This window comes from Mycolicibacterium sp. MU0050 (genome assembly GCF_963378085.1).
In the GTDB taxonomy this organism is placed as follows: domain Bacteria; phylum Actinomycetota; class Actinomycetes; order Mycobacteriales; family Mycobacteriaceae; genus Mycobacterium; species Mycobacterium wendilense.
The window spans coordinates 3634730-3661717 of sequence record NZ_OY726395.1; the positions used below are offsets into that span (position 1 = coordinate 3634730).

The window sequence follows — 26988 nt, forward strand, 5'->3', positions numbered from 1 at the left end:
TTCTGTGCGGTTGAATTGGTTAAATTCTGTGAATTTCGAAGGTATAACTTTGCATATGAGCACTGACGCCACCGAGGCGACCGAACTGCGCGAGTCGGTGATGGCCCTGGCCCGGCAGATGCGCCGCCACCGCCGCGCCGGGGGGCTGACCCTGTCGCAGATCGAGGTGCTGGGCGAGATCAGCCGTAGCACCGTGATTACCCCGGCCGCGCTCGGCGCACGCCTGCAGGTGCGGGCCCAGTCGCTGACCGACACCATCAACGACCTCGAGAGCGCCGGCCTGGTCTCGCGGCGGCCGGATCCCCACGACCGTCGTCGTCAACTTCTCGAGCTCACCGAGCTTGGCCGCCGGTTCCTCGCGGACGACCGCGCCCAGCGCGACCGCTGGCTGCACGGCGTGATGTCGGAACATCTCTCCGACCTGGAGACCAGCCTGCTGATGCTCGTCTCGCCGATCTTGCGCAAGCTCGCCGACGCCGAGCGGGCACAATCGGGCCCATGCTGAGGTTCGGTACCGCGGGATTGCGCGGCCCCATGCGCCCGGGTCCCGACGGCATGAACATCGCCACGGTCAGCACCGCGACGTGGGCCGTGGCCAGGGTCCTCAAGGATCGGCGCCTGGGCAGATCGACGGTCGTGGTGGGCCGCGACGCCCGCCACAACTCCGCCGACTTCGCCCTGGCCACCGCCGAAGTACTTGCCGCCGAGGGGTTTTCGGTGGTGTTGCTGCCGGATCCACTGCCCACCCCGGTGCTTGCTTTCGCCGTGCGCGAGCTGAATGCCGCCGCGGGCGTGCAGATCACGGCGTCGCACAACCCGGCCGGGGACAACGGCTACAAGGTCTACTTCGACGGCGGGATTCAGATCGTCTCCCCCACCGACGTCGAGATCGAGGCGGCCATCGCGGCGGCCCCGCCGGTCGCCGACATCGCGCGCACGCCCGTGCTGCCGGCGGACACCGAGCTGATCCAGCGCTACATCGCGCGGGCCGCGACGGTGCGGCGGGGCGAGCACCCGGTGCGGGTGGCACTGACGGCGATGCACGGCGTGGGGGGCGCCACCGCGCTGGCCGTCCTGCGCCGGGCGGGCTTCGACGACGTCCACGTGGTGCCCGAGCAATTCGAGCCCGATCCCGACTTCCCGACCGTCGCGTTCCCCAACCCCGAGGAACCGGGCGCCGCCGACGCGGTGCTGGCGCTCGCGGCCGAGGTGGGCGCCGACCTGGCGATCGCGCTGGACCCCGACGCGGACCGCTGCGCGGTGGGTGTCACCACGCCCGCCGGCTGGCGGATGCTCTCCGGCGACGAGACCGGGTGGCTGCTCGGCGATCACGTGCTGGCCGGGCTGGCGCCGGAGGCCGCCGAGCGCAGCGTGGTGGCCAGCACCGTGGTGTCCTCGCGGCTGCTGGCGGCGATCGCCGCCGAGTACGGCGCCACCCACGTCGAGACGCTCACCGGGTTCAAGTGGCTGGCCCGCGCCGACGCCGACCTGCCCGGCAAGACGCTGGTGTATGCGTACGAAGAGGCGATCGGGCACTGCGTGGATCCCGCGGCGGTCCGGGACAAGGACGGCATCAGCGCCGCGGTGCTGGCCTGCGACCTGGTGGCCACCCTCAAGGCGGCCCGGCGCACGGCGCTCGACGTGCTCGACGACATCGCCGGCCGCCACGGGGTGCATCTGACCTCGGCGGTGACCGTGCGCGCCGACGACGCCGCGGCGGCGCTGGCCGCGCTGCGCGCCGCACCACCGGCCACGCTGGCCGGTGCGCCCGCCGTGGTCGAGGATCTGCAGCAGCGGCCGGGTCCCGACGGCACCGACGCGTTGATCATCGCCGCCAACCGCGCCGATGCATCGGTGCGCATGGTCGTGCGGCCCTCGGGCACCGAACCGAAGCTCAAGTTCTATCTCGCGGTCAGCCGAGCACCCGAGACGCCGGTTGCGCCCGCGCGCGCCGCGGCCGAGGCGCTGTGCGACGAATTGGTCGGCGCGGCCCGGCAACTCGGGGACCGGCTGCTGTCCGGTTAGCGGGGTCCGAACTGCCGATCGCCGGCGTCACCGAGTCCGGGGACGATGTAGGCGACCTCGTTGAGTCCGTCGTCGATGGCGGCGGTGAACAACCGGACGTCCGGGGCGGCTGCCTCGACCGCGGCCAGCCCCTCCGGGGCGGCCACCACGCACACCACGGTGATGTCGGTGGCGCCGCGGGTCCGCAACGCCGCCAAGGTGTGCACCATCGATCCGCCGGTGGCCAACATCGGGTCGAGCACCATCACCGGCTGGGTGTGCAGATCGCGGGGCAACGACTCCAGGTAGGTCGTCGGCTGGAAGGTCTCCTCGTCGCGCGCCATCCCCACGAAGCCCACCCGGGCCTCCGGGATCAGCGCGTGCGCCTGGTCCACCATCCCCAGCCCGGCCCGCAGCACCGGCACCAGCAGCGGCGGTTCGGCCAGCCGGCACCCCGTGGTGGGCGCCACCGGGGTCTGCACGGCGACCTCGACGCAACCCACGTCGCGGGTGGCCTCGTAGACCAGCATCAGCGTCAGGTCGCGCAGCGCGGCGCGGAACCCGGCGTTGCCGGTGCGCTCGTCGCGCAGCGTGGTCAGCCGGGCGGCGGCCAACGGGTGATCGACGACGCGAACCTGCATAACGCAGCACCCTAATCCGCGGCACGGGGCCGGCGGCGCACAAACCACGCCGACACCAGCCCCAACACCAGGATGATCGCCGGCGGCGCCACCCACAGCAGCGCCAGGAACACCGCGCCGGATCCCGACCCGCTCAGCGACAACCCCAACGCCAGCACGAACAGCACCCCGGCGGCGAGCACCGCCAGGCCGGTGATCACCGTCGCGAGCACGCCGGCCAGCACCGGGCCGTAGTGCCGATACCCGCTGACCCACAACAGCGCCCAGGGGATGGCGGCATAGGCGACACCGGCCCAGTTCAGCTGGCCGTAGCCGAACGCCTCCAGCGCGGGACGCAGCACCGCCACCGCGGCCAGCGCGGCGACGACCACGCCGAGCAGCGCGATTCGGCGGGGATTGGGGGTCTGCATCCGTTCATTGTGGCCGCACGTTTGGCATAGGGCCCGACCGGCGGCGCAGTGGCGTCGTTATTCTGTGCCGCATGGCTGCTGACCTTGTGCCGATCCGCCTCGGCGTGACCGCGGGCGACCTTTACACCCTCTGGGCCCCGCGCTGGCGCGAGGGCGGAGACGAATGGGAGGCGTTCCTCGGCGAGGGTGAGGACCTCTACGGATTCGCCAGCGTGGCCGATCTGGTGGCGTTCGTCCGCAGCGGCGCGGACAACGACCTGTCCGACCACCCCGCGTGGGACAAGGTCACCGAGGCCAACGCGCACCGGTTGGACCCGGCCGAGGACCGGCGCTTCGATCTGATCACGGTCGAGGAACTGCTCGCCGAGAAGCCCACCGAGGACAGCGTCAACTCGCTGGCCCGCACCTTGGCGGTGGTGTCGTCGCTGGGCTCGGTGTGCGAACTGCCCACTGTCACCAAGTTTTTCAACGGCAACCCGACGTTGGCGGCGGTCAACGGCGGCGCCGCGGAGTTCTCCGGCAAGGCCGGGCTCAAGCGCTGGGCCAATATCGCCGCGATCGTGGGGCGCAGCTGGGACAAGATCATCGCCGCGATCGACGAGATCATCACCACACCCGACGTCGACGCCACGCTGGCGGCCAAGGCCGCCAAGGAGCTGGCCGAGCCCGCGCCGCCGGACGAGGACGATCTCGCCGACGACGGCGCGCTGGAGGCCGCCGACGACGCCGAGCGCGAGGAGCCCGCGCAGCGCGCCGTCGGCGACACCGTGGTGCTCGGTGACGACGACGACTTCTGGGCCAAGGTGGGCATCGACCCGATCCGGGTGATGACCAGCGGCGGCACGTTCTACACGCTGCGCTGCTACTTCGACGACCGGCCGATCTTCCTGGGCCGCAACGGCCGGGTCAGCGTGTTCGGCTCCGAGCGCGCCCTGGCCCGCTATCTGGCCGACGAGCACGACCACGACCTCTCGGACCTGAGCACCTACGACGACATCCGCACCGCGGCCACCGACGGCTCGCTGGACATCGACATCACCGACGACAACGTCTACGTGCTCACCGAGCTGGCCGACGACATCGCCGACGGGCCCGACGCCGTCGACCGCGATCAGCTGGAGTTGGCGGTGGAGTTCCTGCGCGACCTCGGCGACTACTCGGAGGAGGACACCGTCGACAAGGCGCTGGCCCCCGATGCGCCGCTGGGCCGCTACGTCGACTACGTCCTCGACGGCACCGGCCGCAAGCCCACGGGCTCCTTCGCCGAGGCCGTCACGCAGTTCGAGCGGCTGGAACGCTTCGTCGAATCCCGCCTGCGCAGCGAGTGATCTCGGTGCGCTGGGCTGCGCTGCGCGCTACTGAGCGCACCGACATCACCCGACGAGGACGGCGTAGCGCGGCTTGATGATGTCGTCGATGATGGCGAGGCGCTCGGGGAACGGGATGAACGCCGATTTCATCGCGTTGATGGTGAACCGCTCCAGATCGCTCCAGCCGTAGCCGAACGCCTCGACGAGCTTGCTCATCTCGTGGCTCATGGTGGTGTCGCTCATCAGCCGGTTGTCGGTGTTGACCGTGACCCGGAACCGCAGCCGCGCCAGCTTGTCGAACGGGTGCTCGGCGATCGAGGGGGCCGCACCGGTCTGCACGTTCGACGACGGGCACATCTCCAGCGGGATGCGCTTGTCGCGCAGGATCGAGGCCAGCCGGCCCAGCTTCGCAGTGCCGTCCTCGCCGATGGTGATGTCGTCGACGATGCGGACGCCGTGCCCCAGCCGGTCGGCGCCGCAGAACGCGATGGCCTCGTGGATGGACGGCAGCCCGAACGCCTCACCGGCGTGAATCGTGAAGCGCGCGTTGTTGCTTCGCATGTACTCGAACGCGTCGAGGTGCCGCGTCGGCGGATAACCCGCCTCCGCGCCGGCGATGTCGAAGCCCACCACGCCCCGGTCCCGGAACCGGATGGCCAGCTCGGCGATCTCACGGGAGCGCGCCGCGTGGCGCATGGCGGTGACCAGGCAGCGCACGGTGATCGTCCGGCCGGTGCGGGCCGCGGCCCGCTCGCCGTCGACGAATCCGGCCAGCACCGCGTCGACCACCGCGTCCAGCGAGAGCCCGCCCTCGATGTGCAGTTCGGGGGCGAACCGGACCTCGGCGTAGACCACGTTGTCGGCGGCCAGGTCCTCCACGCATTCGTAGGCGACCCGGTGTAGCGCCTCGGCGGTCTGCATCACCCCGACCGTGTGCGCGAAGGGTTCGAGGTAGCGGACCAGGGATCCGCTGTGCGCCGCGGTGCGGAAGAACTCGGTCAGCGCGTCGAGTTCGGTCGCCGGTAGGTCGTCGTAGCCGTACCGGTCGGCCAGTTCGAGGACGGTGGCGGGACGTAACCCCCCGTCGAGGTGGTCGTGGAGCAGGGCCTTGGGGGCGTGCTGGATCCGGTCCAGACTCAGCGGCGTACTCATACCCCCATCATCCGGGATGCGGGACGTCAGCCGAGGCGATCGATCAGCAGCGGCAACTGCGGCGGCGCGCCGTCGCCCACCGACCAGGCGCCGTCGAGCTCGGCCAGGGCGGGCCGAAGCCGCTCCGGGGTGTCGGTGTACAGCGTGAACAGGGTCTCGCCGGCGGTCACCGGCTCCCCGGGCCGACGATGGATCCGCACCCCGGCGCCGGCCTGCACCGGGTCCCCGGGACGCGCGCGCCCGGCGCCCAGGCGCCAGGCCGCCATCGCCACCCCCATGGCGTCGATGTCGCCCATCACGCCGCCGCGGTCGGCGGTGACGGTCTCGACGGCGGCGCCGGTGGGCAACTCGACGCTCAGGTCGCCGCCCTGGGCGGCGACCAGCCGCCGGAACCGGTCCATCGCCGAGCCGTCCCGCAGGGTCTCGGCGGGATCGACGCCGTCGATACCGGCGGCCGCCAGCATCTCGGTGGCCAGGGCCAGCGTCAGGGCGACCACGTCGTCCGGTCCGCCGCCGGCGAGCACCTCCAGCGATTCGGCCACCTCGACGGCGTTGCCGACGGCGCGACCCAGCGGACGGTTCATGTCGGTGAGCAGCGCGCGGGTCGGCACGCCGTGGGCGGCCCCGAGGTCCACCATGGTCTGGGCCAGCGCACGCGACTCGGTCTCGGTCTTGAGGAAGGCGCCGCGGCCCACCTTGACGTCGAGCACCAGCGCCCGCGCGCCCTCGGCCAGCTTCTTGCTCATCACCGAGCTGGCGATCAGCGGCAGCGACTCGACGGTGCCGGTGATGTCGCGCAGCGCGTAGATCTTGCGGTCGGCCGGGGCCAGCTCGCCCGCGGCGAAGACAGCCGCGCCGACGTCGCAAAGTTGCTGCCGGATCTGGTCTTTGGACAGCTCGGCGGTGAAGCCCCGGATGGCCTCGAGCTTGTCCAGGGTGCCGCCGGTGTGGCCCAGGCCACGGCCCGCGGCCTGGGGCACCGACCCGCCGCAGGCCATCACGACCGGCAACAGCGGGATGGTGATCTTGTCCCCGACCCCGCCGGTGGAGTGCTTGTCGACCAGCGCCAGCGGCTTGCCGTCGCGACGCAGATCGGTGAAGTCGAACCGCTGACCGGACTCCACCATGGCCGCGGTCCACCGGGCGATCTCCCCCGGCGCCATCCCGCGCAGGTAGATCGCCATCAGCAGGGCCGCCATCTGTTCGTCGGCGACCCGGCCGTGGGTGTAGCCGTCGATCACCCAGTCGATCTGGGCATCGGAGAGCACCCCGCCGTCGCGCTTGATCGCGATGACCGTGGGGGCGTCGAAGGGTTCCGGTGTCGTCGTGTCGATGGCCGAGAGCCTAGCGACGCTCGAGGTCCTGCGGCCCGAAGGCGTCGGGCAGCAACTCGCGCAGCGGTCGCGCCCCGCTCGGGTGGTCGATCAGCAGTTCGGGCCCGCCGTGTTCGAGCAGCACCTGCCGGCAGCGGCCGCAGGGCATCAACACCTCGCCGTCGGGGCCGACGCACGCCAGCGCCACCAGTCGCCCGCCACCGCCGGCATGCAGGGCGCAGACCACAGCGCACTCGGCACAGAGACCTAGGCCATATGAGACATTCTCCACATTGCATCCGGTGACGATCCGATGATCGTCGACCAGCGCGGCGGCGCCCACCGGGAAGCCCGAGTAGGGCGCGTAAGCGTGCCTACTGACCTCAATAGCCTTGTTACGCAGCGCTTTCCAGTCCACGTCACGTTGCATGACCACACCTCCGACTCGGGTTTGAATACATTCCTGCGACCCACTTCCGGCGCGCCCAATCATTTAGGGCACCCTAACTTTTCGCTGATAACGGCCGTTTCCGTGTCGACGGCAATTCGGTCGTTACTGAGAATGGGATTAGAGTCCATCCGACGGTCTCGCTCGAGGTTCCTCGAGGTTCACAGTAGGAACGAGCGACATTCGAGACACCGCCACGCCGGGGTTGCCGAGAAGCCCCGGCGTCCACCCAAGGCGTTGGAGGCGCTGATGACGACAGCGGCACAAGCCGAGCCGGCGCACACTGACCGGCCGCGACGTCGCACCCTGTACCGGGGAGACCCAGGCATGTGGTCCTGGGTCCTGCACCGCATCACCGGGGCAACCATTTTCTTCTTCTTGTTCGTGCACGTGCTCGACACTGCACTGGTCCGCGTCAGCCCGCAGGCCTACAACGAAGTCATCGAGACCTACAAGACCCCGCTCGTCGGGCTGATGGAGGTCGGGCTGGTGGCCGCGGTGCTGTTCCACGCGCTGAACGGGTTGCGCGTGATCGCGGTCGACTTCTGGGCCGAGGGTCCGCGGCATCAGCGCAAGATGCTCGCGGCGGTCGGCGTCATCTGGTTCGTGGTCATGGTCCCGGCACTGGTGGTACTGGGCATGCATATGGCAGAGAGGTTCCTGTGAGCAGCGTCGAGCAGCCCCGAGTCCGGCCGGTGGCCCCGGTCCTGGAGAAGAGCTTCGACCGGCCGGCCGCGCTGGACAACCCGCGCGCGCCGCGGCGCCCCGGCGGCATGCCGAACTTCGAGAAGTACGCATGGCTGTTCATGCGGTTCTCCGGTATCGCGCTGGTCTTCCTGGCGCTGGGCCACCTGTTCATCATGCTGATGTGGCAGGACGGCGTGTACCGGATCGACTTCAACTATGTGGCGGAGCGCTGGGCCTCCCCGTTCTGGCAGACCTGGGACCTGCTGCTGCTGTGGCTGGCCCAGTTGCACGGCGGCAACGGCATGCGCACCATCATCGCCGACTACACCCGCAAGGACTCCACCCGTTTCTGGCTGAATGCGTTGCTGGCACTGTCGATGATCTTCACGCTGGTACTGGGTACCTACGTGCTGCTGACCTTCGACGCCAACATCGCCTGAGTGTGAGGTTTTCATGATTCAAGAGCATCGCTATGACGTCGTCATCGTCGGTGCCGGCGGGGCCGGCATGCGTGCCGCCGTCGAGGCCGGTCCGCGCGTGCGGACCGCCGTGCTGACCAAGCTGTACCCCACGCGCAGCCACACCGGCGCCGCGCAGGGCGGCATGTGCGCCGCGCTGGCCAACGTCGAGGAAGACAACTGGGAGTGGCACACCTTCGACACCGTCAAGGGCGGTGACTACCTGGCCGACCAGGACGCCGTCGAGATCATGGCCAAGGAGGCCATCGACGCGGTGTTGGACCTCGAGAAGATGGGGATGCCGTTCAACCGCACCCCCGAGGGCCGCATCGACCAGCGCCGCTTCGGTGGGCACACCCGTGACCACGGCAAGGCCCCCGTGCGCCGCGCCTGCTACGCCGCCGACCGCACCGGCCACATGATCCTGCAGACGCTGTACCAGAACTGCGTCAAGCACGACGTCGAGTTCTTCAACGAGTTCTACGCGCTGGATCTGATCCTCACCGAAACCCCCGGTGGCCCGGTCGCCACCGGGATCGTCGCCTACGAGCTGGCCACCGGTGACATCCACGTCTTCCACGCCAAGGCCATCGTCTTCGCCACCGGCGGCTCGGGGCGGATGTACAAGACCACCTCCAACGCGCACACCCTGACCGGTGACGGTATGGCCGTGGTGTTCCGCAAGGGACTTCCGCTGGAGGACATGGAATTCCACCAGTTCCACCCGACGGGCCTGGCCGGTCTCGGCATCCTGATCTCGGAAGCGGTGCGCGGCGAGGGCGGACGCCTGCTCAACGCCGACGGCGAACGGTTCATGGAGCGCTACGCCCCCACCATCGTCGACCTGGCCCCGCGTGACATCGTCGCGCGCTCCATGGTGCTCGAGGTGCTCGAGGGCCGCGGGGCCGGGCCGAACAAGGACTACGTCTACATCGACGTGCGGCACCTCGGCGAGGAGGTGCTGGAGGCCAAGCTGCCGGATATCACCGAATTCGCCCGCACCTACCTGGGTGTCGACCCGGTCAAGGAGCTGGTACCGGTCTACCCGACCTGCCACTACGTGATGGGCGGCATCCCCACCACCGTCACCGGACAGGTGCTGCGGGACAACAACAACACCGTCCCGGGGCTGTACGCCGCGGGCGAGTGCGCCTGCGTGTCGGTGCACGGCGCCAACCGGCTGGGCACCAACTCGCTGCTGGACATCAACGTGTTCGGCCGGCGCGCGGGTATCGCCGCGGCCGAGTACGCCGCCAACAACGACTTCGTCGACCTGCCGCCGGAGCCGGAGGCCATGGTCAGCGGCTGGGTGTCGCACATCCTGAGCGACCACGGCCACGAGCGGGTCGCCGACATCCGGGGTGCGCTGCAGCAGTCGATGGACAACAACGCCGCGGTGTTCCGGACCGAGGAGACCCTCAAGCAGGCGCTGACCGACATCCACGCGCTCAAGGAGCGTTACTCGCGAATCACGGTGCACGACAAGGGCAAGCGCTACAACAGCGACCTGCTCGAGGCCATCGAGCTGGGCTTTTTGCTGGAGCTCGCCGAGGTGACCGTGGTGGGTGCGCTCAACCGCAAGGAGTCCCGCGGCGGCCACGCCCGCGAGGACTACCCCAACCGTGACGACACGAACTACCTGCGTCACACCATGGCCTACAAGGAAGGCACCGACCTACTTTCGGACATCCGGCTGGATTACAAGCCCGTGGTCCAGACCCGGTACGAGCCAATGGAACGGAAGTACTGACATGAGTGCACCCGTGATCGACAAGCCCGAAGCCGGCGATCCGCCGCTGCCGCCGATCCCCGACGAAGCCGTCATGGTGACGTTGAAGATCGCCAGGTTCAACCCGGAGAACCCGGATGCGGCGGGATTCCAGAGTTTCCGCGTGCCGTGTCTGCCCACCGACCGGCTGCTGAACCTGCTCACCTACGTCAAGAGCTACCTCGACGGCACGCTGACCTTCCGGCGGTCCTGCGCGCACGGCGTGTGCGGCTCGGATGCCATGCGGATCAACGGCGTCAACCGGTTGGCCTGCAAGGTGCTGATGCGCGACATGCTGCCGAAGAAGCCCGGCAAGCAGCTGACCATCACCATCGAGCCCATCCGCGGTCTGCCCGTGGAGAAGGACCTCGTGGTGGACATGGAGCCGTTCTTCGACGCCTACCGCGCGGTCAAGCCGTTCCTGGTCACCAGCGGCAATGAGCCCACCCGGGAACGGATTCAGAGCCAGACCGACCGCGCCCGCTACGACGACACCACCAAGTGCATCCTGTGCGCGTGCTGCACGACGAGCTGCCCGGTGTTCTGGAGCGAGGGTTCGTACTTCGGGCCGGCGGCGATCGTCAACGCCCACCGGTTCATCTTCGACTCCCGCGACGAGGCCGCCGCCGAACGGCTCGACATCCTCAACGAGGTCGACGGGGTGTGGCGCTGCCGCACCACGTTCAACTGCACGGAGTCCTGCCCGCGCGGTATCGAGGTGACCAAGGCGATCCAGGAGGTCAAGCGCGCGCTGATGTTCGCGCGCTGATCCCCGCAGGTGACGCCGGGCCTGCCGGCCGGCGTCCCGAGAATGCTGGTGGCCACCGAGGAACACTTTCGCAGCCCGAAATGTGTTCCTCAGTGGCCACCAGATTCATCCACAGGGCCGGACCTCGTCGGGAACCTTCCACAGGGCTGAATACCACCGCGGCCCAGGGCGCTACACGATGCCTGCGTGCCGCCCGAACTCCGCGAGCTCTTCCTTTCCCAGCAGCGCGTGGCGACCTTTGCCCAGATCGTCGGCGCATGGACGGCGGACTGCCGGAACCCGTGTTGCAGTACGAGATCATCGACCGCGACGGCCGTTGCTGGCGCGTCGATTTCGCTTGGCCCGAGCACAAGGTGGCCGTCGAGTATGACGGTTTCGACTTTCACAGCACTACCGAGCATCTGCGTCGGGATCGGCAAAAGCGGGCGGCGTTGCAGGAGCTCGGCTGGACCGTGCTCTCGGTTGTCTGCGACGACGTGCGAGGCCGGCCCGACACGACGGTGCGCCGGATCAGCACCCAGCTGCACCGGCTCGCGGCGTGAGCAGACGCCTGCCTCCGCACGGGTGGCCACCCAGGAACACTCTCAGTCGGCAAATGTGTTCCTCCGTGGACGCTGGGCCGGAAAACACGTTACGGTCCACCCATGGCCGGCCTGTCAGAACTGCTGTCCGAAGACCGCATCGCCCTCGACGTGACCGCCGACGGCTGGCGGCAGGCCATCAGGGCCGCCGGCGGCCTGCTCGAACGAGCCGGTATCGCCGAGTCCGCCTACACGGATTCGATGATCGACAACGTCGAGTCCAACGGGCCCTACATCGTGGTGGCGCCGGGATTCGCGTTCGCGCACGCCCGCCCGTCCGAGGCGGTGCACCGCACCGCGATGTCCTGGGTGCGGCTGGCCGCACCAGTGGAGTTCGGGCACAAGACAAATGACCCCGTGACGCTGGTGGTGGCGCTGGCGGCCACCGACGCGGGCGCCCACAACACCGCCATGGCGGAACTGGCCAAGGTGCTCGGCGACCCGGCCCGGCGCGCGGCGCTGGACACCGCGGCGACACCCGCCGAACTGCTGCGGGCCCTCGGCGGCAGCACCGACCGGGCACCCGCCGCGACCAAGCAGGGCACCAACCTCATCCTCACGGTGTGCGGAAACGGCCTGGGCACCAGCCTGTTTCTGAAGAGCACCCTCGAACAGGTGTTGCAGACCTGGCGCTGGGACCGCTTCATCACCGTCGAGGCCACCGACACCATCTCGGCGAAGGGCAAGGCCGCCGGCGCCGACCTGATCCTGACCTCCGGTGAGATCGCCAAGACGCTGGGCGATGTGGGAATCCCGGTCAAGGTCATCGAGAACTTCAGCTCCACCACCGAGGTCGACGCGGCCCTGCGCGACAGCTACGACATCGAGGAGATGTGATGGACTGGCTGGTCACGGTCGCCGAATTCGTCGTCAACGAGATCCTGGCGGTCCCCGCCTACCTGATCGGCATCATCACTGCCGTCGGCTTGATCGCGCTGCGCAAGAACGTCGGGCAGGTCGTCGGCGGGGCGCTCAAAGCCACCCTCGGCTTCCTGTTGCTCAACGCCGGCGCGGCGCTGGTGATCGCGTCGCTGGAGCCGCTGGGGGTGATGATCCAGGGCAGCACCGGCAGCCAGGGCGTGGTGCCCACCAACGAGGCGATCGTCGGGATCGCCCAGAACGAGTTCGGCGCGCAGGTGGCCTGGCTGATGATCCTGGGCTTCGGCTTCAGCCTGCTGCTGGCCCGCTTCACGCCGCTGCACTACGTGTTCCTCACCGGTCACCACATGCTGTTCATGGCAACGCTGTTGACCATCGTGCTGGCCACCGCGGGCTACTCCACCACGGTGGTCGTGGTCCTCGGCGGCATCCTGCTCGGCGTCATCCTGGTGTCGCTGCCGGCGATCTCGCAGCCCTGGACCAAGCGAATCACCGGTGACAACAGCATCGCCATCGGCCACTTCGGCACCCTGGGCTACATCTCGGCCGGCATCACGGGACGCTTCGTGGGCGGCAAGAACAGCAGGTCCACCGAAGACCTGAAGCTGCCCGAATCGCTGCGCTTCCTGCGCGATTCGATGGTCACCACCGCGCTGTCGATGGTGCTGATCTATCTGGCGGTCTCCCTGATCTACCTGACCCGGGAAGGGCAGGACACCGCATTCGCGGCATTCGCCGACGACACCGGCGCCGGGGCGGCCACCGACGTGGGCAACTACCTGATGATGGGCGTCACCGAGGGACTCGGCTTCGGCGTGGCCGTGGCGGTGATCCTGTTCGGCGTGCGCACCATCCTCGGTGAGTTGGTACCCGCGTTCCAGGGCATCGCCAAGCGGGTGGTGCCCGGTGCGGTGCCCGCCCTCGACGCGCCCATCGTGTTCCCGTACGCGCAGAACGCGGTGCTCGTCGGGTTCCTCTCGAGCTTCACCGCGGGGCTGATCGGCCTTGCCGCGCTTGCGGTCTGGTTGGGCCCCGCCTTCGGTTGGGTGCTGGTGCTTCCTGGTCTGGTGCCGCACTTCTTCACCGGCGGCGCGGCCGGCGTCTACGGCAACGCCACCGGTGGCCGGCGCGGCGCCATCGCCGGCGGCTTCGTCAACGGCCTGCTGATCACCTTCCTGCCCGCCATCCTGGTCGGGGTCCTCGGCGCCCTCGGCGAGGAGAACACCACCTTCGGCGACACCGACTTCGGTTGGTACGGAATCCTGATGGGCAACGCCGCCAAGCTGGGCACGGTATGGGGCGTGGTGGTGATGCTGCTGATCAGCATCATCCTGCTCGGGTTGGCGATTCTGGTGCAGAAGCGTCTCGTCGACACCGGCTGGGACGCCTCCCCGGGCCGCCCGGCGCCGTCCGCGGGTGACGCGGATGGCGACGCGGTGGCCACGGCCGCCGGCCGCAGCTATCCGAAGATCGCTCCCCCGGCGGGCGCGCCGCCGCCCCCGCCGCCCCCGGCCTGAGCTCGGGATTCGACCATTTCGCAGCAACAATTGAGCCTTCTGCTTATTCGACTGAGCGTCTGGCCGCCGGTGTGTCACACATCGGCGGGCAGTCTCGTCTGAAAGGTATGACCCAAACCCGTATTCCCGCCCTGCCCCCGCACAAGACCGGCCTGCTGACCCGCCTGATGTACCGCTACACCAAGCGACGGTTCGGTGCAGTCCCCGAGCCGTTCGCCGTGGTCGCGCACCACCCGCGCCTGCTGATCGCCAATGCCGTGCACGAGTCGCTGCTGCAGGGCGGGTCCAAGAAGCTACCCACCAGCGTCCGCGAACTCGCGGTGTTCTGGACCGCCCGCGCGATCGGCTGCTCGTGGTGCGTGGACTTCGGCTCCATGCTGCAACGCCTCGACGGCCTCGACGTCGACCGCCTGAGATCGATCGACGACTACGCCACCTCGCCCCTGTTCAGCGACGACGAGCGCGCCGCCATCGCCTACGCCGACACCATGACCACCGACGCCCACGCCGTGACCGACGAGCAGGTCGGTGACCTGCGCCGCCGGTTCGGCGACGACGGGGTGATCGAGTTGACCTATCAGATCGGGGTGGAGAACATGCGGGCCCGGATGTACGCCGCGCTCGGCATCACCGAGCAGGGCTTCAACTCCGGGGACGCGTGCCGGGTGCCCTGGGCGTAGCGCCCAGCGGCGACCCGCCGAACTTGTCCGGGTTGGCGATATCCCATACCGCCCAGACCTTTCCGTCCTTGACCGTCATCGCCGCGATGCGCGGTGACAGCGGGGCGAAGCCGGATTCGGCGGACTGGCCCGCCGTGAAAGACCCGAGCTCGCCGTTGACCAGCGCCAGTCGCTGGGTCGTCACGAAGCCCGGCCCATAGCGCCGGGCCAGGCCGAGCAGGAGCCGGGCCACCTTGTCGGGGCCCACGACGATCTGGGCGGCGGTGGGCGCACGGCGGTTGGCATCGCCGGTGAAGCGCACCTCGGGATGCAGCTGCGCGACCACCGCGGCCAGGTCGCCGTCGGCGATCGCGGCCATCAGCTTGCCGACGGCCTCGTCGTGGCGCGGGTCCGACGGCGGGGCCGGGGCGTGGGCCACCGCACGGCGGGCCCGCGAGGCGAGCTGCCGCGCGGCGGTCGCGGTGGTGTCCAGCACCTCGGCGATCTCGGTGAAGGGCACCCCGAAGCCGTCGTGCAACACGAAGGCGACCCGTTGATCCGGTGAGAGGCGTTCCAGCACAACCATTGCCGCATACCGGGCACCTTCGGCCGCGACAACCGCGGCCAGGGGTTCGTCGGCGCCGAATTCCAGCACCACGGGCTCGGGCAGCCAGCTGCCGAAGTAGCTCTCCCTGCGGTGCGCGGCCGAGCGCAGCCAGTCCAGGCTCAGCCGGCTCACCACCGTCGTCAGCCAGGCGCGCAGATCCGCGATCTCGCGTCGGCGGTCCCCGAGCCCTTCCAGGCGCAGCCACGCGTCCTGCACCATGTCCTCGGCATCGGCGATCGTGCCGGTCAACCGGTAGGCCACCGCAAGCAGATGGGGTCGCACCGCCTCGAATTCGGCGGCTTCCGCGATCGAGCTCACGGGCCCAGCCTATTCCGTCGTTGCACCGACGATGAGCCCGCGGCGACCGTACTATCCGTGGGCATGGCAATCGCGGAGCCGCCGGCCCGTCCCCGCTCGGACAAGGGACTGCAGGCCGACGCGCTCGGCCTGACGGGCAACATCGTCATCGGGTTGGCGGCCACCGCCCCGGCCTACAGCCTCGCCGCGACGCTCGGCTACATCGTGCTGGCGGTCGGCGACAAGGCGCCCTCGATGTTCATCCTCGCCTTCATCCCGATGCTGATGGTGGCGTTCGCGTACCGCGAGCTGGCGCGCGACACCCCGGACTGCGGCACCACGTTCACCTGGGGCACCAAGGCATTCGGGCCGTGGATCGGTTGGATCGGCGGCTGGGGTCTGGCCGTCTCGGCGATCATCGTGCTGGCCAACGTCGCCGAGATCGCGGCGATCTACCTGTTCCGGTTCGTCGGGTTGGACTCGCTGGCCGAGTCGCTGACCGCCAAGGTGCTGCTGGGGTCCTTCTTCATCATCGCGATGACCGTGGTCAGTGCGCGGGGCATCGTGCTCTCGGAGCGCATTCAGAGCGTCCTGATGGTGATCCAGTTCGTGATCCTGATCGGGGTGAGCGTCATCGCCCTGGTCCGGGTGTTCAGCGGCACCGCCGGCGAGCAGGCGGTGCTGCCGTCGTGGAGCTGGCTGTGGCCCTCCGGGCTGGACGCCAGTTCCATTGCGGCCGCGGTGATTCTCTGCATCTTCATCTATTGGGGCTGGGATGCGTGTCTGGCCGTCGGCGAGGAGACCAAGGATTCGGCGAACACCCCCGGGCGGGCCGCGATCATCACGACGCTGATCCTGGTCGCGACCTACGTGCTGGTGGCGTATGCCATCCAGTCGTTCGCCGGCTTCGGCGACACCGGGATCGGACTGGGCAACGAGGACAACGTCGACGACGTACTCACCGTGCTCGGCGGGCCGGTGGCCGGCGGGGTCGCCGCGGCGCTGCTGCTGCTGACGGTGTCCGTCTCGGCGCTGTCCTCGACGCAGACCACCATTCTGCCGACCGCGCGGGGCACCCTGTCGATGGCGGTGTACGAGGCGATTCCGAAGCGCTTCTCCTTCGTCCACCCGCGCTACATGACGCCCACCTTCGGCACCGTCGTGATGGGCATCTCCGCGCTCGGCTTCTTCTTCCTGCTCAGTTTCATCAGCCAGAACGCGCTGGCCGACTCGATCGCGTCGCTGGGGCTGGCGGTGGCCTTCTACTACATGATCACCGCGTTCGCCTGCGTCTGGTACTTCCGCCGAACCCTGCTGGATTCTGCGCGAAACCTGTTGATGCGCGGCGTGTTCCCGTTCCTGGGCGGCACCGCGATGGTGTGGGCGTTCTTCCAGAGCGCGGTCGACATGGTCGATCCGGAGTACGGCTACACCGCCTTCGGACCCGTCGGCGGGGTGTTCGTCTTCGGCGTCGGAATGCTGGTGCTGGGAGTTCCGCTGATGCTGCTGTGCTTCGCGTTCGGCACCAAGCGCTTCTTCCGCGGTGAGACCCTGACCCCCGAGACCACGGTCAAGGTGCCCGACATCTACTGAAAGTGCGGAGGCGTGCGATGCATCTGACCGTTGGCTACCTGGCCACCCCCACCGGCGACGACGGGGTGGCGCTGGCCGTCGCGCTGGCACGCACATTCGGCGCCGAGGTCGACGTGGTGCTGGTGGTACGCCACGAACTCCCCGACGGCAGCCCGGGCCGGGCCCAGTACCAGGACCTGCTCATCCGGCGCGGCAACCGGTGGGTCGACGCCGCGGTGGCGACGTTGGCGGCCGCGGGCATCACCGCCACCGGCAACGTGCTCGTGGGCGAGTCCTTCGCCGAGTCGCTGTCGAGCTTCGCCGAGGAGCACGGTTCCGATCTGATCGTCGTCGGGGGCGCCCGCGACGGGTTCTTCGGCGGGCACGTCATCGGCCCGGTTTCCAGTGCGCTGCTGCACAGTTCGACCATCCCGGTCGCGTTGGCCCCGCGCGGCTACGCCGAGGACCCGCCACCGGCCCTGACCGCGGTCACCGCCGCGGTGCCCACCAAACCCGGCGACGACAACCCGTTGCCGTTCGCGATCAGGCTCGCCGGGGCGGCGGGCCTGCCGATGCGCATGGTCTCGCTGGTGTCGGCGGAGAATCTCGCCGAGGCGGACAACATCGCCGAGTTGCGCGCAATGCAGATCGCCGCCGCCGAGGAGAACCTCGAGGTGGCCGCCCGCGCCCTGCCCAAGCCCGCCGACATCGAATCCCGCGTGGCCGAGGGCATGACGCTGGAGTCGGCGTTGAAGAAGCTGACCTGGACGCAGTCCGACGTCCTGGTGGTGGGCTCGAGCCGGTTCGCTGCGCCCCGGCGGATCTTCCTGGGGTCCACGGCCGCGCGCATCCTGGCCGGGACCGACGCTCCGGTGATCGTCATCCCCCGCGGCGACTGATCAGCGCTTCCTGAAAATGGTGCGGTGCCAGTCCTTTTCCGCCACGCCGGTGATGTCGCTCATCACGTGCTTGATGGTCAGGTACTCCTCGAACGAGTAGTCGCTCATGTCCTTGCCGAAGCCGGAGGCCCCGACACCGCCGTGCGGCATCTCGCTGATGATCGGGATGTGGTCGTTGATCCACACGCAGCCGGCGTTGATCTCCCGCGACGCCCGCTGCGCACGGTAGACGTCCCGCGTCCAGGCCGAGGCCGCCAGCCCGTACCGGGTGTCGTTGGCCTGACGCAGCGCATCGTCGTCGTCGGTGAAACTCCGCACCGTCAACACGGGGCCGAAGATCTCCTCCCGGTAGACCTCGGAGTCCTCCTCGACATCGGCGATCAGCGTCGGCGCGTAGAAGGCACCCGGCCCGTCGAGGGCACGGCCCCCGGTGACGATGCGGCCGCCCTGATCCGGTGACCGCGCCACCATGGCGGCGACCTTGTCGCGGTGGGCGGTCGAGATGAGCGGGCCCAGGTCGGTGTCGGGATCCTGCGGGTCGCCGACCACCACCTTGCCCATCAGCTCGGCGACCCCGGCCACGAAGTCGTCGTAGAGGTCGGCCGCGACGATCGCCCTGGTCGCGGCCGTGCAGTCCTGGCCGGTGTTGATCAGCGAGCCGGCGACCGCTCCCTGCACCGCGGCATCGAGGTCGGCGTCGGCGAAGACCACGAACGGGGCCTTGCCGCCGAGTTCGAGCTGGGTGCGGTGGCCGTGGACCGCCGCGGCCGCCATCACCTGCCGGCCGACCGCCGTCGACCCGGTGAACGTGACGACGTCGACGCCGGGATGGCCGGCCAGCGCCGCGCCCACGTCGGCGCCCGCGCCGGTGACCACGTTGAGCACGCCGTCCGGCAGGCCGGCCTCGGCGGCCAGGCGGGCCAGTGTCAGCGTGGTCAGCGGGGTCAGCTCGGCAGGCTTGATCACCACGGTGCAGCCGGCGGCCAGCGCGGGGATGACCTTCCACACCGCCATCTGCAGCGGGTAGTTCCAGGGCGTGATGGTCGCGACGACGCCGACGGCCTCGCGCCGGATGCTCGACGTGTGGTCCGGGGAGTACTCGGCGGTGGCCTTGCCCTCCAATCGTCGTGCCGCACCGGCGAAGAACGCGACGTTGTCGATGCTGCCCGGCAGGTCGAACTCGGTGGCCAGTCGGACCGGTTTCCCGGTCTGGCGCACTTCCTCGGCGATGAACACCTCGCTGTGGGCGTCCATCAGCGCGGCGAGCTTGGCCAGCACGGCGGACCTGTCGACCGGGGCGGCTGTGGCCCAGCCGCGCAGCGCGGCTCGCGCGGCCTCGACCGCGGCGTCCACCGTCGCCGGGGTGGCCAGCGCCAGTTCGGCGACGACGCTGCCGTCGGCGGGGTTGACGACGCGGTGCGCCGGCCCGGCGGTCCGGGTGGCGGTGCCGTTGATCCAGCTGCCTGCCACGGTGGCGGCCCGGTCGGATGCGGTCGCGGTCATGCCGACACGGTAGTCCACCGGGCCCGCGCCGACCACCGATACGGCTACGTATTCGGCGGGTAGAACCGATCATTACTTCGGATATTGACCGGATTGGTTGCTGTGGACAACTGATTCCGTGCACAATCGGGGGATGTCGGATTCGTCGCTGCCGTCGCCGGGTGGGTCCCGCGCCGCCGGCCCGGCCCCCTCGATGCAACTCGATGACCTTTCGAAGGCCATCATCGAGAAGCTGCAGGAGGATGGCCGTCGTTCCTACGCCGGGATCGGCAAGGCCGTCGGGCTGTCCGAGGCGGCCGTCCGCCAACGCGTGCAACGGCTCACCGATGCGGGTGTCATGCAGATCGTGGCCGTCACCGACCCCATGCAACTCGGCTTCGCGCGCCAGGCCATGATCGGCATCCGCTGCACCGGCGACACCCGCAAGGTCGCCGAGGAGTTGGCCGCCATCGACGAGGTCGATTACGTGGTGCTCACGGCGGGCTCGTTCGACGCCATCGCCGAGGTGGTCTGCGAGGACGACGACGGGCTGTTGGAACTGCTGAACACCAAGATCCGCGCGGTGCCGGGAGTCATCGCGACCGAGACCCTGGTCTACTTGAAACTCGTCAAGCAGCAATACAATTGGGGAACTCGATGACGCCGACCGGTCCCGGCGGACTGTCCGCGAAGGCCGACCGCCACCTGTGGGGCCACTTCGCCCGCCACGGTGCCGGCATCACCCCGCCCATCATCACCCGCGGCGAGGGCGTGCACATCTGGGATGACAAGGGGCGCCGGTACATCGACGGATTGTCCGGACTGTTCGTCGTCCAGGTGGGCCACGGCCGGGCCGAACTCGCCGAGGCCGCGGCCAAGCAGGCCGAGACGCTCGCCTTCTTCCCGCTGTGGAGCTACGCCACGCCACCGGCCATCGAATTGGCCGACCGGCTGGCCGGGTACGCGCCGGGCGACCTGAACCGGGTGTTCTTCACCACCGGCGGCGGTGAGGCCGTCGAGTCGGCCTGGAAACTGGCCAAGCACTACTTCAAGCTGACCGGTAAACCCGGTAAGCACAAGGTGATTTCGCGGGCCATCGCCTACCACGGCACGCCGCAGGGCGCGCTGGCCATCACCGGCCTGCCGGCGTTCAAGGCGCCGTTCGAGCCGCTGACCCCGGGCGGCTTCCGGGTGCCCAACACCAACTTCTACCGCGCGCCCGAGCAGTACCGGACCGACATCAAGGCGTTCGGCGAATATTGCGCCGACCGCATCGCCGAGGCCATCGAGTTCGAGGGCCCCGACACGGTGGCGGCGGTGTTCCTCGAACCCGTCCAGAACGCCGGCGGGTGCTTCCCGCCCCCGCCCGGGTACTTCGAACGGGTGCGGCAGATCTGCGACGAGTACGACGTGCTGCTGGTCTCCGACGAGGTGATCTGCGCCTACGGCCGGGTCGGGTCGATGTTCGCCTGCGACGACTTCAACTACGTGCCGGACATCATCACCTGCGCCAAGGGGTTGACGTCGGGGTACTCCCCGATCGGCGCGATGATCGCCGCCGACAAGCTCTTCGAGCCGTTCGACGACGGCAAGACCGTGTTCCCGCACGGGTACACCTTCGGCGGGCATCCGGTGTCCTCGGCGGTCGCGCTGGCCAACCTCGACATCTTCGAGCGCGAGGGCATCAACCAGCACGTGAAGGAGTCGGCCCCGGCCTTCCGGTCGACGCTGGAGAGGCTGCTCGAGCTGCCGATCGTCGGCGATGTGCGCGGCGAGGGCTTCTTCTACGGCATCGAACTGGTCAAGGACAAGAACACCCGCGAATCGTTCGACGACGCCGAGTCCGAACGGTTGCTGCGCGGTTATCTGACGCCCGCGCTGTGGGATGCCGGCCTGTACTGCCGCGCCGACGACCGCGGCGACCCGGTGGTGCAGCTCGCGCCGCCGTTGATCTGCGGCCAGCCGGAGTTCGACGCCATCTACGAGATTCTGCACGGCGTGCTGACCGAGGCGGGTCGACGACTGTAGACCCGCCCGCCCGGCGAGACTAGTTGTCACTTTCGCAACAGAAACCACACCCGTCACAGCGCGCCTCCACGGCACAGGCCCGCGACCGGCCTAATCTGCACCCACGATGGCCAGTTCACGAACCACCAGCCTGGGTGCCTTGCTGCGGGGTACCGCGCTGGCTACCGCGCTACTTCTGGGCGCCGCGCCGGCGGTGGCGGTCGCCGAGCCGGACGCCTGCCCCTACCGGGTGCACACGCCACCGGCCGTCGATGCCTCCGAGGTGCCCAAGCCCGGTCAGGCGCCGCCGGCCCCGCTGCCGGTTCCGGTCAAGCCCGTCGGCGGGGACGCCCTGGGCAGCTGCGGGCTGGTGACCGCACCCGGAACCCCGCCGGTGCCCGGCGACGTGTCGGCCGAGGCCTGGCTGGTGGCCGACCTGGACACCGGCGACGTGATCGCCGCCAAGGACCCGCACGGCCGGCACCGCCCCGCCTCGATCATCAAGGTGCTCACCGCCATGGCGGCCATCAACGAACTCAACGTCAACAAGCGGATCCCCGGGACCCAGGAGGACGCCAACCAGGAGGGCACCCGCGTCGGCGTCGCGCCGGGCGGCCTGTACACGGTCAACGACCTGCTGCACGGGCTGCTCATGCATTCCGGCAACGACGCCGCCTACGCGCTGGCGACCCAACTCGGCGGGATGGACACCGCGCTGGGCAAGCTGAACACGTTGGCCAGCAAGCTGGGCGGCCGCGACACCCGCGCGGCGACCCCGTCCGGGTTGGACGGACCCGGCATGAGCACGTCGGTCTACGACATGGCCCTGTTCTACCGGTACGCCTGGGACAACCCGACTTTCGCGAACATCGTCGCGACCAAGACCTACGACTTCCCCGGCCGCGACGGCAACCCGCCGTATGAGATCTACAACGACAACCGGCTGCTGGAGCACTACCCGGGAGCGCTCGGCGGCAAGACCGGCTACACCGACGACGCCGGGCAGACCTTCGTCGGCGCCGCCGAACGCGACGGCCGGCGCCTGGTCGCGGTGTTGATGCGCGGGACCCGGGTGCCGATCGCGCCCTGGGAGCAGGCCGCCCGCCTGCTGGACTACGGCTTCGCCACACCGCCCGGCACCCAGGTGGGCACCCTGGTCGACCCCGATCCGTCGCTGTCGCGCCCCGATCGCCCGGCCGACGCCGCGGTCGCTTCGCACGCATCCGGGGTGCTGTCCGAGGCCGACACCGTACCGGTCCGGGTCGGCGTGGCCGTGGTCGGCAGCCTCGTGGTGTTCGGCCTGATCATGGGCGCCCGGTCGATGAACCGCCGACCCCAGTACTGACTTCACCAGCTCCCGACGAAGAATTCGAGCACGGCCAGCGCCGCGGCCCCGACGACGGCGATCGCGACCGCCGCGCTCAGGGTCGGCACCGTCGCCCGGCCCGGCCGCCGGCTCGCCAGCAGCGCACCGGCGATCGCGCCCAAGCCGCCGACCACCACCGCCCCGCCGAGCGCCAGATAGAACAGCGCCGCGAGCGCGGCCGTCGGCGCCTCCGCGATCCCGGTGGCGTAGCCGCGGAAGGGCACCGGGAACCGGTACAGCGCGGCCAGCAGTGCCGCCGCCGCGGGCGCGCTCACGACGGCGGCGACGGCACCGAGCGCGCTGTGCCGGATCATGTCCGCGCACACCCTCCGCGCGGTGCGTTACGTCGACGCATGGCCCGCCCTCAGGCTGTCGGACCCCAACGGCGCAGGAGCGCCTCGGCCCCATCGCTGAGCGTGCGCAGCACCTCGGCCGCGGGCGCTGCGGCGCGCACCGCCCCGACCCCCTGCCCGGCGTTGACGGGCGAGCCGCGCAGCACCCGCTCGGGAATGTCCGGCGGCCAACGGTATCCGGCGGCGACGTCGTAGGCGGTGGTCAGCTCGGTGTCCGCGTTCTCGGCGGCGATCAGTTCCGCGCGGGCCGGCGCCGGGGTCAGCGCCTCGGCGCAGGCCGCCAGCGCCGTCCCCACCCACGCCCCGGCGGCCCCGGCCGCCAGCACCGCGGCCACCGCCCGCGCCGAGGAGATGCCGCCCGCCGCCAGCACGGGGGCGTCGACGGCATCGAGGACCTCGGCCAGCAGCGGCAGGGTGCCGACGGCGGGCCGGCCGTGGCCGCCGCCCTCGGCGCCGCGCGCCACGATGACGTCCACACCGGCGTCGGCCGCGGCTCGGGCTTCATCGACGGTGGCCACCTGCGTCGCCACCGGTACTGCCGCGGCGTGGGCCGCGCGCACCCAGGCCCAGTCGTCGCCGAAGCTGACGGACAGCAGCGTCGGTCGCGCCGCCACCGCCACGTCGAGCAGTTCCGGGTCTGCCGCCGTCACCCAATGCACCAGTCCGATGCCGAAGCGGTCCACGTCGCCGAGCCGTGACAGTTCGGTCCGCAGCTGCGTCGCCGTGGCCGAACTGCCCATCCCGATCATGCCCAGCCCGCCGGCGCGCGAGACCGCCGCCGCCAACCGGCCGCCCGCCGCCCCGCCCATCGGCGCATTGACCAGCGGCACGGCCAACCCGAGGGCCGTCGACCAGGACGTCGCCAGCGCCATGTCAGCGGTTCGGCTTGCGTTGAAACAGTCGCGAAAGACCCCAGGCGCCAACCGCTCCGACCGCCGCGGCCAGCGCCGCCTGCTCGGTGCCCAGCCCCCTGCGGGTGATCACCCGGTTCTGGATCACGGCCGGGGCGGGGGCCGGGACGAGGTCCTCGGACATGTTGTCGGTGGCCGTGGCCGCCCACGCCGTGGCAAACAGCACCAGCCGAGCGGTGATGTAGGCGAACACCATCAGGCCCAGCACCGGCCCGAACGTGGCGCCCGCAGGCCCGGTGACCACCGACTTCAGGTAGATCGACGCCACCTGCTTGAAGATCTCGAAGCCGACGGCGGCGATCAGACCGGCGCGGATACAGCTGCGCAGGCTCGCCGATTCGCGCGGTAGCCGCGCGATCACCCAGGTGAACAGCGCCCACGCCACCAGCAGCGCCAGCAGGATCGAGGCGGCACCCAGCAGCGGCCCCAGCACCGGAGCGTCCTCGATCCCGATCCAGGACAGCACCTCTCGCATCACCGAGGTGGAACCCAGCGAACTCAGCAGCACCGTCACGACGATCGCGAGGAACGCCGACAGCAGGGCGGCCAGATCCGAGAGCTTGGTCCGCACGAAACCCGTCGACTCGTCACGGTACAGCCCCCACATCTGCGACAGCGCCTCGCGCAGATTGGCCATCCAGCCCAGGCCGGCCCAAGCCGCGGTGGCCAGCCCGATCACGCCCACCGAGGTGCGCGAGGCGATCGCCGAATCCATCAGCTCGACGAGCTGGCTCCCCAGGTCACCGCTGACGGTCTGGCGGATGGTGGCCTCGAGTTGCTCCAACAGGTCCGGCCGGCTGGCCAGCAGGAAGCCGCCCGCGGCGAAGCCGATCATGAGCAACGGGAACAGCGCGAAGACCGTGAAGTAGGTGATGCCCGCGGCGTAGAAGTCGCCCTTGCTGTCGTTGTACCGCTGCTGGGCCCGCATGACATGGTCGAACCAGGGCCATCGGGCGCGGAGGCGGTCGAGAAGTCCGGGCTTGGCGTCCGTTTCGGCCGGCTCGGTCATGCCCTCTTTCCTATCACTACGACGGTTGCGGTAAGAACCCCAGCCGCTCGTATACCCGCGTGAGGGTATTTGCGGACACCTCCCGAGCCCGGCGCGCGCCGGCGGCTAACACCGCCTCGAGCTCGGCCTGATCGGCCAACAGTTCGTCGACCCGGTTCTTGATCGGGGTGACGAATTCGACCACCGCCTCGGCGGTGTCCTTCTTCAGGTCGCCGTAACCGCGGCCGGCGTAACCGGTGACCAGCGCGTCGATCTCGGCGCCGGTGACCGCCGCCTGGATGGTCAGCAGGTTCGAGACGCCGGGTTTGGCCTCGGGGTCGAACCGGATCTCCCGGTCGCTGTCGGTCACCGCCGACCGAATCTTCTTGGCCGTCTTGGCCGGATCGTCGAGCAGCGAGATCAGGCCGGCGTCCGACGCCGCGGACTTGCTCATCTTCGCCGTCGGATCCTGCAGGTCGTAGATCTTCGCGGTGGCCTTCGGGATCATCGCCTCGGGGACCACGAACGTGTCGGGGAAGCGCGCGTTGACCCGCTGCGCAACGTCCCGCGCCAACTCCAGATGTTGGCGCTGGTCCTCGCCGACGGGCACCAGGTCGGTGTCGTAGGCCAGCACGTCGGCGGCCATCAACACCGGGTAGGTGAACAGGCCCACGGTGGTGGCGTCGGCGCCCTGCTTCTGCGACTTGTCCTTGAACTGCGTCATCCGCGACGCCTGCCCGAAGCCGGTGAAACAGCCCAGCACCCAGGACAGTTCGGCGTGCGCCGGGACGTGGCTCTGCACGAACACCGTGCTGCGGGCGGGGTCGATACCCAGCGCCAGGTACTGGGCCGCGGTCACCAGGGTGCGCCGGCGCAGCACGGCCGGTTCCTGCGCCACGGTGATGGCGTGCAGGTCCACGACGCAGAAGTAGGCGTCGTAGCCGTCCTGCAGTTCCACCCATTGCTTCACCGCGCCCAGCGCGTTGCCCAGGTGCAGGGAATCGGAGGTGGGTTGGGCGCCGGAGAACACCACGCGGCGCGCTGCGCTGTCGCTCATGATGGGGCCATCTTTTCATCCGCGAACTCGACGGTGACCGGCGCGTGGTCGGACCACCGCAGCGCGTAGTCGCCGGGGCGCTCGGTGCCGCCGCCGACCGCCCGCGCGGCCAGCCCCGGGGTCGCTAGGTGGTAGTCGATGCGCCAGCCGGCGTCGTTGTCGAAGGCCTTGCCGCGCCAGGACCACCAGCTGTACGGGCCGGGGACGTCGGGGTGCAGCGCACGCACGACGTCCACCCATCCCGTGCCCAAGAGATCGGTGACCCATTGGCGCTCCTCGGGCAGGAAGCCGGACTTCTTGAGATTGCCCTTCCAGTTCTTGATGTCGTTCTCGGTGTGGGCGATGTTCCAGTCGCCGCAGACCACCGCCTGCCGCCCGGTGCGCGCCGATTCGGCCAACAGGCTTGCCATCCGGTCGGCGAGCGCGGCCATGAACCGTTCCTTCTCGCGCTGGCGATCCGTCTCGGCCTCCCCGGTGGGGACGTACACGCTGGCCACCGTCAACCCTCCGGTGGCCACCTCGACGTAGCGCGCGTGGTGGTCGAATTCGTCTGCCCCACAGCCGATCCGAATCTCGTCGACGGGGGTGCGCGACAACACCGCCACTCCGTTTCGTCCCTTCGGCGCGCCGTCGCCGGGGCACGCGATGGCCAACTGCCAGCCGTCGGCGGTGGCGGGCGCCAGAGCCTGGGCCACCTGGTCCTCGTCGGCGCGGGTCTCCTGCAGGCAGATGACGTCGGCGCGGGTTTCCTTCAGCCAGGCCAGCAACCCCAGATTGTCGGTGGACCGCTCCTTGACGGCGGCGCGGATGCCGTTGACGTTGATGGTCGTGACGATCACGAGGCCCCACCCTA

Annotated in this window: 26 protein-coding genes and 2 pseudogenes; 16 read left to right on the forward strand and 12 right to left on the reverse strand. The window is 69.8% G+C overall.

The window, feature by feature from the left end; translation table 11 throughout:
• Positions 1-55: 55 nt before the first annotated feature.
• Positions 56-490 (forward strand): annotated as a pseudogene (locus R2K23_RS17295) (MarR family winged helix-turn-helix transcriptional regulator); the annotation flags it as partial.
• Entirely contained in the window at positions 385-2025 is a 1641-nt protein-coding gene (locus tag R2K23_RS17300; protein WP_396893627.1) for a phospho-sugar mutase, read from the forward strand. The pseudogene R2K23_RS17295 and the gene R2K23_RS17300, both read left to right, overlap by 106 nt.
• On the opposite strand, the gene upp is transcribed toward R2K23_RS17300, so the two are convergent.
• Complete coding sequence (gene upp / locus R2K23_RS17305; protein WP_316510789.1) at positions 2022-2645, reverse strand: uracil phosphoribosyltransferase; 624 nt, start codon at positions 2643-2645, stop codon at positions 2022-2024. The genes R2K23_RS17300 and upp overlap by 4 nt on opposite strands.
• Before the next feature lie 11 nt (positions 2646-2656).
• A complete protein-coding gene (locus tag R2K23_RS17310) occupies positions 2657-3055 on the reverse strand; it encodes a hypothetical protein (protein WP_316510790.1) in 399 nt (132 codons plus the stop codon).
• 71 nt (positions 3056-3126) lie between these two features.
• Here R2K23_RS17310 and satS point away from each other — a divergent pair, with 71 nt between their 5' ends.
• On the forward strand, positions 3127-4383 hold the full coding sequence (gene satS, locus R2K23_RS17315) for a protein export chaperone SatS (RefSeq protein WP_316510791.1): 1257 nt from the start codon (positions 3127-3129) through the stop codon (positions 4381-4383).
• Between the two features lie 45 nt (positions 4384-4428).
• On the opposite strand, the gene R2K23_RS17320 is transcribed toward satS, so the two are convergent.
• Genes R2K23_RS17320 through R2K23_RS17330 form a run of 3 tightly spaced genes read right to left on the reverse strand, consistent with a single transcriptional unit; the run spans position 4429 to position 7260 of the window.
• Positions 4429-5517 carry an adenosine deaminase gene (locus R2K23_RS17320; protein WP_316510792.1) on the reverse strand — a complete coding sequence of 363 codons (1089 nt, stop codon included), beginning with the start codon at positions 5515-5517 and terminating at the stop codon, positions 4429-4431.
• 26 nt (positions 5518-5543) lie between these two features.
• A complete protein-coding gene (locus tag R2K23_RS17325) occupies positions 5544-6851 on the reverse strand; it encodes a thymidine phosphorylase (RefSeq protein ID WP_316517365.1) in 1308 nt (435 codons plus the stop codon).
• 10 nt (positions 6852-6861) lie between these two features.
• A complete protein-coding gene (locus R2K23_RS17330) occupies positions 6862-7260 on the reverse strand; it encodes a cytidine deaminase (RefSeq protein WP_316510793.1) in 399 nt (132 codons plus the stop codon).
• Positions 7261-7527: 267 nt separating this feature from the next.
• Between R2K23_RS17330 and sdhC the strand changes: the two genes are divergently transcribed.
• The 8 genes and pseudogenes from sdhC to R2K23_RS17370 form a co-directional block, all read left to right on the forward strand.
• Positions 7528-7944, forward strand: coding sequence for a succinate dehydrogenase, cytochrome b556 subunit (gene sdhC, locus R2K23_RS17335; RefSeq protein ID WP_316510794.1), 417 nt, complete (start codon positions 7528-7530; stop codon positions 7942-7944).
• The gene (locus tag R2K23_RS17340) at positions 7941-8405 is read left to right on the forward strand and encodes a succinate dehydrogenase hydrophobic membrane anchor subunit (protein WP_316510795.1); all 465 of its coding nucleotides are present in this window, start codon (positions 7941-7943) and stop codon (positions 8403-8405) included. The genes sdhC and R2K23_RS17340 overlap by 4 nt, the downstream gene beginning before the upstream one ends.
• Positions 8406-8418: 13 nt before the next feature.
• Entirely contained in the window at positions 8419-10173 is a 1755-nt protein-coding gene (gene sdhA, locus R2K23_RS17345; protein ID WP_316510796.1) for a succinate dehydrogenase flavoprotein subunit, read from the forward strand.
• A gap of 1 nt (position 10174) precedes the next feature.
• Complete coding sequence (locus R2K23_RS17350) at positions 10175-10960, forward strand: succinate dehydrogenase iron-sulfur subunit (RefSeq protein ID WP_316510797.1); 786 nt, start codon at positions 10175-10177, stop codon at positions 10958-10960.
• Between the two features lie 257 nt (positions 10961-11217).
• The gene (locus R2K23_RS17355) at positions 11218-11502 is read left to right on the forward strand and encodes an endonuclease domain-containing protein (protein ID WP_316510798.1); all 285 of its coding nucleotides are present in this window, start codon (positions 11218-11220) and stop codon (positions 11500-11502) included.
• 102 nt (positions 11503-11604) lie between these two features.
• Complete coding sequence (locus R2K23_RS17360; RefSeq protein ID WP_316510799.1) at positions 11605-12378, forward strand: PTS sugar transporter subunit IIAB; 774 nt, start codon at positions 11605-11607, stop codon at positions 12376-12378.
• Positions 12378-13937, forward strand: a complete 1560-nt coding sequence (locus R2K23_RS17365) for a PTS ascorbate transporter subunit IIC (protein ID WP_316510800.1) — start codon at positions 12378-12380, stop codon at positions 13935-13937. The genes R2K23_RS17360 and R2K23_RS17365 overlap by 1 nt, the downstream gene beginning before the upstream one ends.
• A gap of 74 nt (positions 13938-14011) precedes the next feature.
• Positions 14012-14617 (forward strand): annotated as a pseudogene (locus tag R2K23_RS17370) (carboxymuconolactone decarboxylase family protein); the annotation flags it as partial.
• Here R2K23_RS17370 and R2K23_RS17375 read toward each other — a convergent pair.
• On the reverse strand, positions 14580-15521 hold the full coding sequence (locus tag R2K23_RS17375; RefSeq protein WP_316510801.1) for a sigma-70 family RNA polymerase sigma factor: 942 nt from the start codon (positions 15519-15521) through the stop codon (positions 14580-14582). The pseudogene R2K23_RS17370 and the gene R2K23_RS17375 sit on opposite strands and share 38 nt — an antisense overlap.
• A gap of 63 nt (positions 15522-15584) precedes the next feature.
• Between R2K23_RS17375 and R2K23_RS17380 the strand changes: the two genes are divergently transcribed.
• Together R2K23_RS17380 and R2K23_RS17385 are read left to right on the forward strand one after the other, a co-directional pair.
• Positions 15585-17093 (forward strand): APC family permease, encoded by a 1509-nt coding sequence (locus R2K23_RS17380; RefSeq protein WP_316510802.1) that lies wholly within the window; start codon positions 15585-15587, stop codon positions 17091-17093.
• Positions 17094-17110: 17 nt separating this feature from the next.
• Complete coding sequence (locus tag R2K23_RS17385) at positions 17111-17971, forward strand: universal stress protein (RefSeq protein ID WP_316510803.1); 861 nt, start codon at positions 17111-17113, stop codon at positions 17969-17971.
• Here R2K23_RS17385 and R2K23_RS17390 read toward each other — a convergent pair whose 3' ends face one another.
• Positions 17972-19474, reverse strand: coding sequence for a gamma-aminobutyraldehyde dehydrogenase (locus R2K23_RS17390; RefSeq protein WP_316510804.1), 1503 nt, complete (start codon positions 19472-19474; stop codon positions 17972-17974).
• Positions 19475-19622: 148 nt separating this feature from the next.
• Here R2K23_RS17390 and R2K23_RS17395 point away from each other — a divergent pair, with 148 nt between their 5' ends.
• From R2K23_RS17395 to R2K23_RS17405, 3 genes are all read left to right on the forward strand, one after another.
• On the forward strand, positions 19623-20114 hold the full coding sequence (locus R2K23_RS17395; RefSeq protein WP_465270716.1) for an Lrp/AsnC family transcriptional regulator: 492 nt from the start codon (positions 19623-19625) through the stop codon (positions 20112-20114).
• Entirely contained in the window at positions 20111-21481 is a 1371-nt protein-coding gene (locus tag R2K23_RS17400) for an aspartate aminotransferase family protein (RefSeq protein ID WP_316510805.1), read from the forward strand. Before R2K23_RS17395 ends, R2K23_RS17400 begins: the two co-directional genes overlap by 4 nt.
• A 106-nt stretch (positions 21482-21587) precedes the next feature.
• The gene (locus R2K23_RS17405) at positions 21588-22805 is read left to right on the forward strand and encodes a D-alanyl-D-alanine carboxypeptidase family protein (protein WP_316510806.1); all 1218 of its coding nucleotides are present in this window, start codon (positions 21588-21590) and stop codon (positions 22803-22805) included.
• A 2-nt stretch (positions 22806-22807) separates the two neighbouring features.
• Here R2K23_RS17405 and R2K23_RS17410 read toward each other — a convergent pair whose 3' ends face one another.
• The 5 genes from R2K23_RS17410 to R2K23_RS17430 are packed head-to-tail and all read right to left on the reverse strand — an operon-like array spanning position 22808 to position 26974.
• Complete coding sequence (locus R2K23_RS17410) at positions 22808-23140, reverse strand: hypothetical protein (protein ID WP_316510807.1); 333 nt, start codon at positions 23138-23140, stop codon at positions 22808-22810.
• A gap of 50 nt (positions 23141-23190) precedes the next feature.
• Entirely contained in the window at positions 23191-24051 is an 861-nt protein-coding gene (locus R2K23_RS17415) for a nitronate monooxygenase (RefSeq protein ID WP_316510808.1), read from the reverse strand.
• A gap of 1 nt (position 24052) precedes the next feature.
• Positions 24053-25099 (reverse strand): inner membrane protein YhjD, encoded by a 1047-nt coding sequence (yhjD, locus tag R2K23_RS17420; RefSeq protein WP_316510809.1) that lies wholly within the window; start codon positions 25097-25099, stop codon positions 24053-24055.
• 16 nt (positions 25100-25115) lie between these two features.
• Positions 25116-26135, reverse strand: coding sequence for a tryptophan--tRNA ligase (gene trpS, locus R2K23_RS17425; RefSeq protein ID WP_316510810.1), 1020 nt, complete (start codon positions 26133-26135; stop codon positions 25116-25118).
• Positions 26132-26974, reverse strand: coding sequence for an exodeoxyribonuclease III (locus R2K23_RS17430; RefSeq protein ID WP_316510811.1), 843 nt, complete (start codon positions 26972-26974; stop codon positions 26132-26134). The genes trpS and R2K23_RS17430 overlap by 4 nt, the downstream gene beginning before the upstream one ends.
• Positions 26975-26988 lie beyond the last annotated feature (14 nt).

What these genes read in the sequence shown, in the direction of transcription:
- upp (WP_316510789.1), bottom strand. Translation starts at nt 2,645, where the DNA reads ATGCAGGTTCGCGTCGTCGATCACCCGTTGGCCGCCGCCCGGCTGACC.
- R2K23_RS17310 (WP_316510790.1), bottom strand. Translation starts at nt 3,055, where the DNA reads ATGCAGACCCCCAATCCCCGCCGAATCGCGCTGCTCGGCGTGGTCGTC.
- satS (WP_316510791.1), top strand. Translation starts at nt 3,127, where the DNA reads ATGGCTGCTGACCTTGTGCCGATCCGCCTCGGCGTGACCGCGGGCGAC.
- R2K23_RS17320 (WP_316510792.1), bottom strand. Translation starts at nt 5,517, where the DNA reads ATGAGTACGCCGCTGAGTCTGGACCGGATCCAGCACGCCCCCAAGGCC.
- R2K23_RS17330 (WP_316510793.1), bottom strand. Translation starts at nt 7,260, where the DNA reads ATGCAACGTGACGTGGACTGGAAAGCGCTGCGTAACAAGGCTATTGAG.
- sdhC (WP_316510794.1), top strand. Translation starts at nt 7,528, where the DNA reads ATGACGACAGCGGCACAAGCCGAGCCGGCGCACACTGACCGGCCGCGA.
- sdhA (WP_316510796.1), top strand. Translation starts at nt 8,419, where the DNA reads ATGATTCAAGAGCATCGCTATGACGTCGTCATCGTCGGTGCCGGCGGG.
- R2K23_RS17350 (WP_316510797.1), top strand. Translation starts at nt 10,175, where the DNA reads ATGAGTGCACCCGTGATCGACAAGCCCGAAGCCGGCGATCCGCCGCTG.
- R2K23_RS17355 (WP_316510798.1), top strand. Translation starts at nt 11,218, where the DNA reads ATGGACGGCGGACTGCCGGAACCCGTGTTGCAGTACGAGATCATCGAC.
- R2K23_RS17360 (WP_316510799.1), top strand. Translation starts at nt 11,605, where the DNA reads ATGGCCGGCCTGTCAGAACTGCTGTCCGAAGACCGCATCGCCCTCGAC.
- R2K23_RS17365 (WP_316510800.1), top strand. Translation starts at nt 12,378, where the DNA reads ATGGACTGGCTGGTCACGGTCGCCGAATTCGTCGTCAACGAGATCCTG.
- R2K23_RS17380 (WP_316510802.1), top strand. Translation starts at nt 15,585, where the DNA reads ATGGCAATCGCGGAGCCGCCGGCCCGTCCCCGCTCGGACAAGGGACTG.
- R2K23_RS17385 (WP_316510803.1), top strand. Translation starts at nt 17,111, where the DNA reads ATGCATCTGACCGTTGGCTACCTGGCCACCCCCACCGGCGACGACGGG.
- R2K23_RS17390 (WP_316510804.1), bottom strand. Translation starts at nt 19,474, where the DNA reads ATGACCGCGACCGCATCCGACCGGGCCGCCACCGTGGCAGGCAGCTGG.
- R2K23_RS17400 (WP_316510805.1), top strand. Translation starts at nt 20,111, where the DNA reads ATGACGCCGACCGGTCCCGGCGGACTGTCCGCGAAGGCCGACCGCCAC.
- R2K23_RS17405 (WP_316510806.1), top strand. Translation starts at nt 21,588, where the DNA reads ATGGCCAGTTCACGAACCACCAGCCTGGGTGCCTTGCTGCGGGGTACC.
- R2K23_RS17410 (WP_316510807.1), bottom strand. Translation starts at nt 23,140, where the DNA reads ATGATCCGGCACAGCGCGCTCGGTGCCGTCGCCGCCGTCGTGAGCGCG.
- R2K23_RS17415 (WP_316510808.1), bottom strand. Translation starts at nt 24,051, where the DNA reads ATGGCGCTGGCGACGTCCTGGTCGACGGCCCTCGGGTTGGCCGTGCCG.
- yhjD (WP_316510809.1), bottom strand. Translation starts at nt 25,099, where the DNA reads ATGACCGAGCCGGCCGAAACGGACGCCAAGCCCGGACTTCTCGACCGC.
- trpS (WP_316510810.1), bottom strand. Translation starts at nt 26,135, where the DNA reads ATGAGCGACAGCGCAGCGCGCCGCGTGGTGTTCTCCGGCGCCCAACCC.